11 protein-coding genes are annotated in these 12418 nt (G+C 62.6%); all 11 read right to left on the bottom strand.

The genetic code is table 11. The features are described from left to right. Nucleotides 1–19: 19 nt before the first annotated feature. Nucleotides 20–1432, bottom strand: a complete 1413-nt coding sequence (locus tag WIN67_RS02610) for a PIG-L deacetylase family protein (protein ID WP_339070594.1) — start codon at nt 1430–1432, stop codon at nt 20–22. Between the two features lie 8 nt (nt 1433–1440). Beyond that, nucleotides 1441–2337: an antimicrobial resistance protein Mig-14 gene (locus WIN67_RS02605; protein WP_213664632.1), complete on the bottom strand. Its 897-nt coding sequence runs from the start codon at nt 2335–2337 to the stop codon at nt 1441–1443. After that, a complete protein-coding gene (locus WIN67_RS02600; protein WP_102862869.1) occupies nt 2337–3467 on the bottom strand; it encodes a glycosyltransferase in 1131 nt (376 codons plus the stop codon). The genes WIN67_RS02605 and WIN67_RS02600 overlap by 1 nt, the downstream gene beginning before the upstream one ends. Beyond that, nucleotides 3451–5208: a carbamoyltransferase family protein gene (locus tag WIN67_RS02595; protein WP_102862868.1), complete on the bottom strand. Its 1758-nt coding sequence runs from the start codon at nt 5206–5208 to the stop codon at nt 3451–3453. Before WIN67_RS02595 ends, WIN67_RS02600 begins: the two co-directional genes overlap by 17 nt. A 202-nt stretch (nt 5209–5410) precedes the next feature. After that, complete coding sequence (locus WIN67_RS02590) at nt 5411–6865, bottom strand: lipopolysaccharide kinase InaA family protein (RefSeq protein ID WP_339070593.1); 1455 nt, start codon at nt 6863–6865, stop codon at nt 5411–5413. After that, complete coding sequence (locus WIN67_RS02585; RefSeq protein WP_213664629.1) at nt 6865–7617, bottom strand: lipopolysaccharide kinase InaA family protein; 753 nt, start codon at nt 7615–7617, stop codon at nt 6865–6867. The genes WIN67_RS02590 and WIN67_RS02585 overlap by 1 nt, the downstream gene beginning before the upstream one ends. Then, a complete protein-coding gene (locus tag WIN67_RS02580) occupies nt 7614–8348 on the bottom strand; it encodes a lipopolysaccharide kinase InaA family protein (protein WP_110595421.1) in 735 nt (244 codons plus the stop codon). The genes WIN67_RS02585 and WIN67_RS02580 overlap by 4 nt, the downstream gene beginning before the upstream one ends. Beyond that, on the bottom strand, nt 8348–9154 hold the full coding sequence (gene rfaP / locus WIN67_RS02575) for a lipopolysaccharide core heptose(I) kinase RfaP (RefSeq protein WP_102862864.1): 807 nt from the start codon (nt 9152–9154) through the stop codon (nt 8348–8350). The genes WIN67_RS02580 and rfaP overlap by 1 nt, the downstream gene beginning before the upstream one ends. Beyond that, a complete protein-coding gene (locus tag WIN67_RS02570; protein WP_102862863.1) occupies nt 9151–10275 on the bottom strand; it encodes a glycosyltransferase family 4 protein in 1125 nt (374 codons plus the stop codon). The genes rfaP and WIN67_RS02570 overlap by 4 nt, the downstream gene beginning before the upstream one ends. Continuing rightward, nucleotides 10275–11336: a lipopolysaccharide heptosyltransferase I gene (waaC, locus tag WIN67_RS02565; protein WP_102862862.1), complete on the bottom strand. Its 1062-nt coding sequence runs from the start codon at nt 11334–11336 to the stop codon at nt 10275–10277. Before waaC ends, WIN67_RS02570 begins: the two co-directional genes overlap by 1 nt. A 1-nt stretch (nt 11337) precedes the next feature. Next, nucleotides 11338–12372 (bottom strand): lipopolysaccharide heptosyltransferase II, encoded by a 1035-nt coding sequence (gene waaF, locus WIN67_RS02560; RefSeq protein WP_102882041.1) that lies wholly within the window; start codon nt 12370–12372, stop codon nt 11338–11340. Nucleotides 12373–12418 lie beyond the last annotated feature (46 nt).

The raw sequence follows: 12418 nt of genomic DNA, 5'->3' as shown, positions 1-12418 counted from the left end.
TCCTGTGTTTATGCCGGTTTTATCGCTGCCGCAACAGCCAGAACAGTTCGTGCCGCCGCACTGCCTTGCGAAAGAACTCATTCTCTCCCAGGGCCGAAGGCACTCTACTAGCCAGAAGCAATTGTATCGACCTGCGCAGGCGCCGCTTGAACGGCATTCTCGGCTGCAGGTCATGCATCATGCCCAAGGCCATGGCCTTGTCATATTGCTCAACCTGGGACAGTGGCAAACACCAGGGACGCAACACTGTCGTCGAATCGAACACCGGCGGCAAAGCAATGCCCGCACCCGAATCACCCATTGGCCAGCGGTCGTTGTCATGCAGGTGATTGGCATAGCCAAGCACGGTGGTCGGCTGCCAATCCAACCCCTCCAGCGCCTGCATCACCGCTGCCTGGGCACAGATATGGTCAGGATGAGGGTCCAGTGACGGATGGGGCAGCACCAGCACTTCGGGCCGCGCCTTGAGCAGCAGCTCGCGCAGATCAGCCAACAGGTTGTCCCAGGTCGGCAGCCCATCCCGATCGGCTGGTAGCGGGAACGGATTGAACTGGCGGAACAGGCGGATATCGCTCAACTGCGCCTCACGCGAGGCCACCGGCTGTTGCGGCGCGGCCTGCATGGCAGGCAGTTGCAGACAGAAGTACCCCAGCTGTACGCAGTGCGCTTCAGGCACTCCAGCCCAACGCGGCACCGCGATACTGTCCCAGGCTCGCAAACGGCCCTTGATTCGCGCTGCCTCGGCAGCGTTCATACCCATGGCCTGATAATGCTCGGCCTCGATTTCACCCGCTGTCAGGGTCACGATCCAGGCTTCGTCGGCCTGGCTGTACAAGCCAAAGGCTGCCAGTTCAGCATCGTCGGCATGGGGAGCAATCACCATCACTCGCTGGCGTCGGTAGTCGGGGTCGCGCCAGGCCATCAACTGAGGCTGGACCTGAATCCGACAGAATCGCCCACGCAGTTGCAGCTCGCCGCCGACCAGGGGACCTGCCAGGCCGCTAAGGTTGAGATAACGCAGGCCATCGACGCCTCGCTCGAACGCCTGGCGATCGAGCGTCGGGCCGCCCAGCACTTCAATGGCCGGATCGAGAAAACGTCCGATCCAGGAACTCTTGACCTGCACCCCAAGAATCAGTGTCTCGTCCGCCGCCAGTTCCTGTACCGAGTCCAGCAGCAGGCGCCCCGCCTCCAGGCGCACTGCGAGCTGCCGAGCATCGCTGCCAAAGTCATAGCAGTAATCGTCCTTGGGCGAGTAGAACAGGTGATCGGCAAACCAGGCCTCATGGGCCAACCAGCCGAGAACGGCCAGCAGCAGCGGCAACCACCAGGCCACCAGCACGCCAATCAGCAGCAACAGCACCAAGCCCACCAACAGGGCGATTCGTTTATTGCGCCGGTGGCGCTTGAGCAGTTGCTGTTTGCGACTCATGGACGGCCTCACACCTGAAAAACCGGCACCGGATTGCACCAACGGTCCTTGTACTCACGGTCGGCGCGGCCGAAGGAGAAACGCAGCGGTTTATCCAGGGCCCGAGCCTGTTCCCAGGCACTCTGGGTGTTGAGGAAGCTCAGCACGCTCCCTGGACTGAACTCACGCGTCTGTGGGTCAACACCACCGTTGACATACTCCACGCTGATCCACTGCGGCGCTTCGACCCGGTAGATCAACTGCACGGCAATCGGCGCATCATTGAGGAAAATCACCGAGCCGATCAGCAGCTCGCGCAAGCGTTCCAACACCTCGGCCATGCGCTCGGCGCCAGTGGCCGCAAAGCCCCAGCGGCGCTGGAACAGGTCACAGTAGATGGCCGCCAGTTCAGCACTGGTGAAATCACTGACCGCACGCACCACCCCGCCCGCTTCTTCCAACAGACGCAGTTCGCGGCGCTGGTTGTAGCGAAACTTCTTCGACAGCTCTTCGGGGGTACGGGCCATGGCCAATTGTTCGACCTGAGGCTTGAGGGTGCTGAAGCGCCCTTCGTTAAGCGCAGACAGGTAGCGCCCACGATGACGCAGTGGCACCTGAGCATTGGCCGCTGCCGGAAGGATCAACTCGGCATTGCCGATATCAAACAGGCCCTTCTTGCCGGCTCGCTTGAGCACGTCCTTGGACAGCGCCAGGTCCCGCCCCCAGGTGGCAATGGCCGCCTGCAGATGGCCGTCCTGTTCCCAGGCCAGATAACGCACGGGAATCTGCGCCAGGTCCGCCAGTTGCTCCACCACCAACGGATGGGTCGCCACGCTGCCACCAAAGCGCTGCCAGGCATCGGCATAGGTCGACGCGTCAATGACTGACCAGCCACGTTCGCGCCAGCCTTGAAATCGATTGAGCATCAGCCCCTCGCGGTCAGATCGGTGACTTGCGGCAAACGCCAGAATACGTCCCGTACAGCACGGTCGGAGAAACGCTCGCGCAGGCGATCAAGCATCAACTCGGCACAGACCCGGCGCTGATGGTCATCCATCGCGGCCAGGTGCTGCAGCCCTTGAGCCATGTGCTCGGCGTCTCCCAGGGGGAACAGAATGCCCACACCCTCTACCACTTCCTTTGCACCGCCGCAGGCGGTGGCCAGCAAGGGCACACCGGCCGCCATGGCTTCCAGCAGGACCATGCCAAAGGGTTCGTGATCGGAGCTCAAGGCAAATACGTCGAACGCACGGAAATAGCGCCGAGCGTCCGGCACCTGCCCGAGGAACAGCACACGATCAGCCACTCCCAGTTCACGGGCCAGGGATTTCAGATCCTTCTCCAGGCGTCCGGTCCCCAGGATGGCCAGCTGACTCTGCTGCGGCAATTGCGGCACGGCGGCGGCAAAGCCCCGCAGCAAAGTGGCCTGATCCTTGTCCGGGTGCAGGCGTCCGACGTTGCCGACAATCCAGGCATCCGCGGACAGGCCCAGCTCGCTGCGGGCCTGGGCTGCGTCCAGCTGGCTGGCCTGCAAGGCTTCCAGGTCGATGCGGTTGTACAGGGTCTGGATGCGCGCCGCAGGCCATTTGGGCAGGCAGGCACGCATGTCGTCACGCACCGCATCAGAGACCCCCAACAGGCTCAGGCGCTTGCGAAACAGTCCAGCGAAGATCTGCCGGCTACGGCGCTTGTAGTCGGAAAAGGCGTGATGGACACCCACTACCGGCAAGCGGGTGCCCAACAAAGCGATGTAGATCGGCTTGAAGCGGTGAGCGATGCAAAAGCTGAAATTGCGCGAGGCGGCAATCTTGCGCAGGTCACGAATGGCACCCAGCTTGAGGCCACGAATGGCCTTGGAGCTGTATTCCATGAACAGCACTTCATCAGACGCACAGCCGGCAGCCACTTCGGCATCGGCGGCCCCGGTGAGAAACACCGTGGTCACCCGATAGCCGCTGCCCGCGAACAAGTTGGCGTATTGCCGGGCGCAGTCCAGGAACGGCCCGTCATAGCCGTGGCAAAACTGCAGCACATGGCGTTCAGCCGAGCGTGTCATAAGGGTCCACGCCGTCTTTGACCACCAGAATGTCTTCCATGATCAGGTACTGCAGATCGGAACCGTAGAACATGTTCAGGGCATCGGTCGGCGAGCAGATCATCGGTTCGCCACGGCGGTTCAACGAGGTGTTCAGCGACACGCCGTTACCGGTCAGGACTTCCAACGCCTTCATCATGTCGTAGTAGCGCGGGTTGTATTCGCGCTTGAGCACCTGGGCCCGGGACGTGCCGTCTTCGTGAACCACTTCCGGCACCCGGGTCTTCCACTCTTCAGCCACTTCGAAGGTGAAGGTCATGAATGGCGCCGGGTGGTCGACCTTGATCATCTGCGGACCGACGGTGTCGAGCATCGACGGGCAGAAAGGCCTCCAGCGCTCGCGGAACTTGATCTGCTCGTTGATCCGATCGGCAACGCCCACGGCGCTCGGGCAACCGATGATCGAGCGACCGCCCAGGGCACGTGGACCAAACTCCATGCGGCCCTGGAACCAGGCCACCGGGTTGCCATCGACCATGATCTTGGCGATGCGTTCCGGGGTGTTGTCGATCTGCCGCCAAGCCGGTTTGTTCGGGTGACGGGCACAGGCTGCGATCACGTCTTCGTTGCTGTAGGACGGGCCGAGATAGACGTGTTCCATCTTCTCTACCGGCACCCCACGGGCATGGGAAACGTACGCAGCAGCGCCCACGGCGGTGCCGGCGTCGCCGGAAGCCGGCTGCACGAACAGCTCTTTGACTTCAGGACGGGCAATGATCTTCTGGTTCAGCTTGACGTTCAGCGCGCAGCCGCCGGCGAAAGCCAGCTTGCCGGTTTCCTTGAGGACGTCGCCCAGGTAGTGGTCGATCATCTGCAGGGCCAGTTTTTCGAACAGCGCCTGCATGCTCGCGGCGTAGTGGATGTAAGGCTCGTCGGCGATGTCGCCTTCGCGCTTGGGACCCAGCCACTCGATGAGTTTTGGCGAGAAGTAGAAACCCTTGCCCTTCTCTTTGTAGCGACGCAGGCCAATGACGTTGGCGTAGTCGGTGTTGATCACCAGTTCGCCGTTTTCAAAGCTGGCCAGGCGCGAGAAATCGTACTTGCTGGCGTCGCCATAAGGCGCCATGCCCATGACCTTGAACTCGCCGTCGAGCATTTCGAAGCCGAGGAACTCGGTGATCGCGCCATAGAGGCCGCCCAGGGAGTCCGGATCGAAGAATTCCTTGATCTTGTGGATCTTGCCGTTTTCGCCGTAGCCGAAGAAGGTAGTGGCGTATTCGCCCTTGCCGTCGATCCCGAGGATCGCGGTCTTCTCCTTGAAGCCCGAACAGTGGTAGGCACTGGAGGCGTGGGCCAGGTGGTGCTCCACCGGCTCGATCTTGACCTTTTTCGGGTCAAAACCCAGTTGCTCCAGGCACCAGACGATCTTCTTGCGATAGCGCTTGTAGCGACGGTTGCCCATCAGGATCGCGTCCAGGGCGCGGTCCGGGGCGTACCAGTAGCGCTTGGCGTAATGCCAGCGAGCCTTGCCGAACAGGCTGATCGGGGCAAACGGAATCGCTACCACGTCAACGTCGGAAGGCTTGATCCCGGCCTGTTCCAGGCAGAACTTCGCCGACTCGTAGGGCATGCGGTTCTTTGCATGCTTGTCGCGCACGAAACGCTCTTCTTCAGCGGCGGCAATCAGTTTGCCGTCGATGTACAGGGCTGCTGAAGGATCATGGCTAAGGGCGCCGGACAGGCCAAGAATCGTCAATGCCACAGGGGTCTAGCCTCGTTTAGTCTGCATGCGGGCGCAGTGCGCCTTGAAAATAAAGTGTGCTCGCAAAGGGGCGAGAAACAACGAAAGGGCGGGATTATAACGTAAAAGCAGTGGCAAGCCTCTAGCGGCAAGCGCCAAGCCCGGGCGCCGCATACGCCACGGCCCGCAGCCGCTGCCTGCAGCAGCGGCTATAGGTCGCAGGTCAGGCCTCGGCGCTCTGGACGGTCTTGGGCAGCCGCCGATCAATCACTTGATACAAATTGCTGCTTTCGGGCCAGTTGCGCATGAAACGTGCGCGATCTCGGGCAAATGCCGGAGCAAAGCTGCTCAGACTGGAGTGCTGACACATGGAATCCAGATCGATCAGGGCCCAGCGATCGTCCTGCCAGAACAGATTGTGGCCCTTTAAGTCACCGTGACTGATGCGCTCCCTGATCAACTGGGCAAACAGCCGATCCAGCGCCAGCAACTCCGATTCAGGCGCCTCGCCACTGTCCACGAACGGTGCAAAACGCTCAATGATGTCAGGCCCCGACAAGTACTCGGTCACCAGGTAGGCCCGACGGCGCAACCAGAGAAAACGCTGCTCCAGTACCGCCAGGGGCCTGGGCGTGGCAATCCCCAGGAATTCCAGGCGATTGCCTTCACGCCAGGAGTGCCAGGCCCGGCTCGGGCGCCAGAAACGCTTGAGCCAATGAGCCAAGCCCTTGATGTTGTAGCGCTTGACCACCAGGGTCCGCCCCGCGGCCTCAACCCGGCCGACACTGGCGGCGCCACCGGTCTTGTACAGATGCCCCTGATCCAACAGGGCATCGGCCTGCGCCAACACTGGCAGCATCGCGGCCTCTTCCTCACGGCGAATCGCACGCAAGGCGAAAGGTCCACGCTGCACGCTGAACAGCGTGCACTCACGGCCAACCTTGTTGAGAAAGTCCCGCAGGCGCCAGCCACGCACCTTGTTCACCTGCTTCTCCAGGGCCTCCAGGGGCAAGGCGTGCTCGGCATTGCTCAGCAGGTAATGCACCAGCAACTCTTCAGTGAAGGGTTCCAGGCTCTTGGGTAGCTGGGCGAAGAACACTCCCAGGTTTTCCAGGACCTTTTGCCGGGACAGGGGCTTGCCAGCCTCTTCGACACAGATCCCCGCGCCATCGATCAGGTGCAGCTTGCCGTTATGGCGCAACAGGTTGTCCAGGTGCAGGTCTTCCTGCCACAGGCCCTTGGCGTGCAACTGGGCAATAGCTCCGAGGGCCTCAGCCAACACCGCGGTCTGCTCATCGGCCAGCACCGGCAGCTTTTCCACCTGCTTCCAGGCGTCGCCGAGGCTTTGCGCCCCTTCCAGGAACTCGAAGAGCAACCAGCCGCCCTCGCCTTCCTGCAAGCCGTCCGCCAGCAGCAACGGCGTGGTCAGCCCCTGCTCCGCCAGCAGGCGCACACCCTGCAACTCGCGCTGAAAATGCCGCGCGGCCTTGGGCCCCACCAGCAACTTGGCCAGCACCGGACGCCCACGCCAGACACCGGCACCGACATAGCGCTGCCCCGGCAGCACGCGCAACAGGGTCAGCAACTGCAACTGCGCCGGGCCGGCAGCGTCCGCCAGCTCAAGGCTCAGGGGCAGGGTCGGGCTGCGCCCGCTGTTTTTCAGCTCGGACAAACGCATCAGCGAGATTCCTTGTGACTGCTGCGAGCACTGAGACGAGCGGCCCAGGCACCCACCAGGGAACTGTCCAGGGGCTGCTCCAGATAGGCCGCCAACAGGCCGCGCACTTCGTCGGCATTCCACACCGAAGCACGGCGCAGTAAAGGTTCCAGATCTTTGACCCGGTCGCGCTGACCGAACAGCAAGGGCCGAGTTTTCTCCAGGTCGATCAACTGCGCCCGGTAACCCTCGCCATGGCCTTGGAGGAAAATATGCTTGGGATAGAAGCAGCCATGGACCTGACGCAAGCTGTGCAGTTGCCGGGCCAGTTGCCCGCAGGCCTTGAGTACCGCCTGGCGCTGGAGCTCACTGAGCTCATCCCAACGCGACAGCAGCGCATCCAGATCGTCCCAACCATCCAGGGCCCGGGTCAGGAGTATGGCTCGAGACTCGCCATTGACCTTGCGCATGCCAAAGAACACCGCCTGCAGCGCGGGAATGCCCAACTGCTGATAACGCCGGATGTTTCGAAACTCCCGGGCGAAACTCGGTTCGCCGAAAGGCCGATGCAGGGTCCGGGTCTGGTAGTTGGTCTGCCGCTTGAGATAGAACCCCTGCCCTTCCACATCCAGGCGAAAGACGCTGCTGCTGCCGCCGCGACTGGTATTGGGCTCATCCACCGCATCCAATTGCGTAGCCCACAACTGGTCAAAAGTGCCGAGACCGTTACGCTCCAGTAGCGCACGTTCCTCGGACGCCAGGAAATCAGTCATTCGCGCCCCTCGAAAAATCTCACCACGTGGCGAATACGCGCCTTGTCGGCGGCACTCAAGCGATCGCGCTGGCGATACTGCAGATAGAAACGCAGGCGCTGAGTGGCCGACAGATGATATTTGGCCACCTTGTCCAGGCAGGCCAGGTCCTTGGTGATCCGGTACTTGAGCCAGAACCCACGCCAGAAATCGCCGTTCGGACAGTCGATCAGGTACAACCGGTCCTGATCGTCGATCAGCAGGTTGCGCCACTTCAAATCATTGTGGGTAAAGCGATGGTCATGCATGACCCGGGTATAAGCGGCCAACTGACGACTCACCCCATCGACCCAGCGCCGATCCTTGAGCCGCGGATCGTTGCGCTCGGCCAGCACCGACAGGTCCTCGGTCCGCGGCAGCTCGCGAGTGATCATCGCGCCCCGGGAGTAGGCCAGGCAGCGACGTTCCAGGCCCCAGGCCACCACATCGGCAGTGGGAATGCCCCACTTGGCGAAGCGCTTGAGGTTCTGCCATTCGAACTTGACCCGGGGCTTGCCCAGGTAGCGCCGCAGGTTCTTGCCGGCGCCGGTATAGCGCTTGACGTAGTAATTGACGCCGCCGCGCTCGACCCGAATAACCTCCGACAGAGGGTCCCGGGTCAGACGCTCGCCCTGCAGGGCAAATACCGCGTCCAGACTGCCGAAATCTTGCGCCAACTCCTGATAGGCGGGGTCCAGGTTCCAACTCGCCATCAGAGTGCGTCTCCGTACCGCTGCTTACGTGCGTAGAGTTTTTCCGCCTTGCCTTCGAGCCAGGACAGCAGCGCCGCTTCTTCGGCCAGGATCTGCCGCAACGGCTGCTGGAAATAGCCCTTGAGGAAACGCAACTTGTCGCGGCGCGTCAGGCCGATATCCAGGGCGGAAAAATACAGGGCCGCCAGGTCCTTATTGCGCCAGCGCAAGGTGATCTTCGGCCGGGTCTGGGCCCGATGCAGGTCGATCACCGAGAGTTTCAGTTCAGCAGGCGTGATGGGACGATCGGTGTGCAACAGGAAATGGCAGATGTAGCAGTCGCGGTGGTTGACCCCGGCGCGGTGCATCATGCCGGTCATGCGCGCCACTTCGGCGATCAGCGCGCGCTTGAGGGCCGGCGCAGGCGGCTGCTTGACCCAGTCGATGCTGAAGTCTTCAAGGCTGACGGTGGGCGCCAGCTCCTCGGTGACGATGAACGAGTGCTGGTCCGCCGGGTTGCTGCCGCGCTCGCCGTAGGCCACGGCGGTCATGGTCGGCACGCCCACCTGATGCAGACGCTCCAGCGCCCGCCATTCCTGACCGGCGCCAAGCACCGGCAGCTTGGCGGTGATCAGGTTCTTGACGATCTCGCCCCAGCCAATGCCGCGATGGATCTTCACGAAATAACCGCGACCGTCGACTTCCGTACGCAAGGTACGGCGCGCTTCCAGCTCACGGTAGACCTGGCCCTTCAGGCCCTCGACAGCGTCGAACGCATCGCGTCCGGCCCAGAGGCTCTTGAAGGGTTCGGCAAGCATCAACTTCATCGGTGTTGCTCCGCCAGAATCACATCCGCAGCGTGCTGCGGCATGCTGTAAAGGTCGGCCGTCTCGGCGAACGCCAGGCCATTACGGCTCCAGGTCGCGCGTGCAGCGTCGTCGGTCAACAGGGTGGTGAGGTATTGATTGAGCTGCGCCTGCTCGAACGGCTCATCCAGCACCAGGCCGCATTCGGCCTCGGCGATGTAATGGGCGTAGCCGCAGACCGCGCTCACCAGCACCGGCAGCCCAGCCACCAGGGCTTCGAGCAGCACAGTGCCGGTATTTTCGTTGTAGGCCGGATGAATCAGCAGGTCGGCTCCCAGCAGGAAACGAGGAATATCACTGCGCCCCTTCATGAACTGCACCTGGTCGCTGAGCCCCAATGCGGCACTTTGTACCTGGAATACCTTGGGGTCGTCCTGGCCGATTACAAACAGTCGGGTGCGTTTTTTCAGCGCCGAAGGCAGGGCCGCCAGCGCCTTGAGGCTGCGGTCCACGCCCTTGGTCTTGAACCCGGAGCCAATCTGCACCAGCAGCAGCTCGTCGTCCTTCAAGGCGAACTCACGACGGAAATCGGCGCGGATCTCGGCCGCGTTGGACGGTGCGCGGCGATCCTGGGCAATGCCCGGCGGCAGCAGGTGAAAGCGCTCCAGCGGGGTGTCGTAATGCTTGATGAACAGCGGCTGCTGAACCTCGGAGATCATCAGGATCTCGGTCTTGGCATCCTTGGCGAACACCGCCCGCTCGTACTCGGCGAAATGCCGGTAGCGACCCCAGCGACGGTACAGAGAGTGCCGCAGATTCTGCGCCTTGTCCTCGAAGCAGCCGTCGGCGGCGTAGTACACGTCCAGCCCCGGCATCTTGTTGAAACCGATCAGCCGATCCACCGGACGCTTGGCCAGGTCGGCCGCCATCCAGGCGCTGAGCTTTTCGTTGCGACGATGATTGAACAGCGCCTTGACCGGCGCTACCAGCACTTCAAAGCCAGGAGGCACGTCACCTTCCCAGATCAGGGTGTAGACGCGGATCTGGTGCCCGCGGCGCTGACACTCCAGGGCAATGCGCATGAAGTCGCGCTGCAGGCCGCCAAAGGGAAAATACTTATAAAGGACAAAAGCCAATTGCATCAGCGCGGCTCCTCAGCCAGTAACAAGGTGCTCAGTCGGCTGGCGACACGCTCGGGGTTAAGGCGCGTGAAGCACAATGGCCACTCGCGCTTGATGTCATAGCGTTGCTGATCCACAGCAGTGGGCTGGTAGGTGCATTTTTTCTGCAGGCACGGCGCACAGGGGAAGTTGCTCCCCAGGTGAATCTGCACCTTGCCATAGGCGCCGGTCAGGCCCGGATTGGTTGGGCCAAACAAGGAGATGGTCGGCACATCCAGGGCCGCGGCCAGGTGGCCCAACCCGGTGTCCACGGCCACACAGGCCTGGGCATCGGCCAGCACCTTGGCGACCCCGGCCAGGTTCAGCTTGGGCAGTACCGTGGCGTTTTTCAGGCCACTGGCAATACGCTCCGCCCGGGCCTTCTCGACAGCATTGCCCCAGGGCAGCTTGACCTCGACCCCGAGCATGCCCATGCGCTCGGTCAGCTCGCGCCAATAGGCCTCAGGCCAGTGCTTGGTGTCCCAGGTGGTGCCGTGCAGGAACAGCACGAAGGGATTCTTGCGCGGCAGCTCCACCAGTTTTTCGACATTCAGGCCGTAGTCGCCCAGGCCCTGTGGCAGGTCGTAGCCCAGGGCCACGGCGAACAGCTGGCGCACCCGCTCCACGGCGTGCTGCCCGCGGGCCACCGCCAGGCGTCGCGAGTAGAAACGCGAAGCCAGGGGCTCACGGGCCGAGTGTTTGTCCAGCCCCGCCACCGGGGCGCGCACGTAACGGGTCAGCCAGGCGCTTTTCAGCAGGCCCTGGGCATCGATCACCAGGTCGTACTTGGTCGAGCGCACGCTCTGCTTGAAGCGGCGCCACTCGCCGCTCTTGATGGTCTGCCAGATATTCTTGCGCCAGCGGCGGATCGCCACCGGAATCACCTTGCCTACCGCCGGATGCCAGGAAGGAATCTCGGCGAAGCCTTCTTCCACCACCCAGTCGAACGTGATCCCCGGGATCGCTCGCGCGGCATCGGTCAGCGCCGGCAATGCATGAATCACATCCCCCAGGGACGAGGTCTTGATCAACAGTACCCGCAACTTATTGAACCTCGACCGGGGAGCCCTGCAAGCGCTGCAAGGCTTCATTCACCGGCTGCGGCAACAACTGGCGCAGGCAGTTGTAATGACCGAAGCGACAAGTGCGATCGAAACACGGACTGCACTCGATCCCCAGGCGCACCACTTCGACCTGATCCGCCAGGGGCGGGGTGAAGCCCGGGGAGGTGGAGCCGTACACCGCCACCAGCGGACGATTCAGCGCGGCCGCCACGTGCATCAGCCCGGAGTCGTTGGACACTACCGAATCGGCGCAGGACAGCAGGTCGATGGCCTCGGCCAGGGAGGTTTCGCCACTGAGATTGGTCGATTCCTCGCGCAAGCCGGGAATCAGTCGCCCGCGAATCTCTTCACCCACAGCATGATCGTTCTTCGAACCGAACAGCCAGACCTGCCAGCCCTCGCGGATCTTCGCCTCAGCCACTTGTGCGTAATGCTCGGACGGCCAGCGCTTGGCCTCGCCGAACTCTGCTCCCGGGCACAGCGCCAGCACCGGGCGATCCAGGCTCAGGCCAAACTTGGCCAGGGCCGCCTCGCGGCTTTGCGGATCGATCTGCAGGCTCGGGCGCGGGTACGGCTGGGGCAATTCGGCGCCCGGCTCATAGGCCAGAGCCATGAAGCGCTCGATCATCAGCGGGTAACGCTCTTTGTCGAGCTTGCGCACGTCATTGAGCAAGCCGTAGCGGAACTCGCCGCGCCAGCCGGTGCGCTTGGGGATGCCTGCGAAGAACGGCACCAGGGCCGACTTCAGCGAATTGGGCAGCAGGATCGCCTGATCGTACTGGCCGGCCAGGGACTTGCCGATCCGCCGGCGGGTCGCCAGTTCCAGGACACCGTGGCCAAGAGGAAAGCTCAAGGCACGACGCACCTGGGGCATGCGCTCCAGGATCGGCCGGCTCCACTCGGGGGCCAGCACGTCGATCTCGCATTGTGGATGACGCTGTTTCAGGCACTCCAAGAGTGTCTGCGCCATCACCATGTCACCGACCCAACTGGGCCCAACGATCAGAATATTCATGTGGTTTCCATAAACGAGCCGGGGAGGCATACGCCTCCCCGCCTCG

Origin of the sequence: Pseudomonas idahonensis (assembly GCF_037903935.1) — a bacterium.
GTDB lineage: Bacteria > Pseudomonadota > Gammaproteobacteria > Pseudomonadales > Pseudomonadaceae > Aquipseudomonas > Aquipseudomonas danubii.
This window is presented reverse-complemented; position numbering and strand designations above follow the sequence as displayed.

What these genes read in the sequence shown, in the direction of transcription:
- WIN67_RS02580 (WP_110595421.1), bottom strand. Translation starts at nt 8,348, where the DNA reads ATGGCGAGTTGGAACCTGGACCCCGCCTATCAGGAGTTGGCGCAAGAT.
- waaF (WP_102882041.1), bottom strand. Translation starts at nt 12,372, where the DNA reads ATGAATATTCTGATCGTTGGGCCCAGTTGGGTCGGTGACATGGTGATG.
- WIN67_RS02585 (WP_213664629.1), bottom strand. Translation starts at nt 7,617, where the DNA reads ATGACTGATTTCCTGGCGTCCGAGGAACGTGCGCTACTGGAGCGTAAC.
- WIN67_RS02570 (WP_102862863.1), bottom strand. Translation starts at nt 10,275, where the DNA reads ATGCAATTGGCTTTTGTCCTTTATAAGTATTTTCCCTTTGGCGGCCTG.
- WIN67_RS02605 (WP_213664632.1), bottom strand. Translation starts at nt 2,337, where the DNA reads ATGCTCAATCGATTTCAAGGCTGGCGCGAACGTGGCTGGTCAGTCATT.
- WIN67_RS02610 (WP_339070594.1), bottom strand. Translation starts at nt 1,432, where the DNA reads ATGAGTCGCAAACAGCAACTGCTCAAGCGCCACCGGCGCAATAAACGA.
- rfaP (WP_102862864.1), bottom strand. Translation starts at nt 9,154, where the DNA reads ATGAAGTTGATGCTTGCCGAACCCTTCAAGAGCCTCTGGGCCGGACGC.
- WIN67_RS02600 (WP_102862869.1), bottom strand. Translation starts at nt 3,467, where the DNA reads ATGACACGCTCGGCTGAACGCCATGTGCTGCAGTTTTGCCACGGCTAT.
- WIN67_RS02590 (WP_339070593.1), bottom strand. Translation starts at nt 6,865, where the DNA reads ATGCGTTTGTCCGAGCTGAAAAACAGCGGGCGCAGCCCGACCCTGCCC.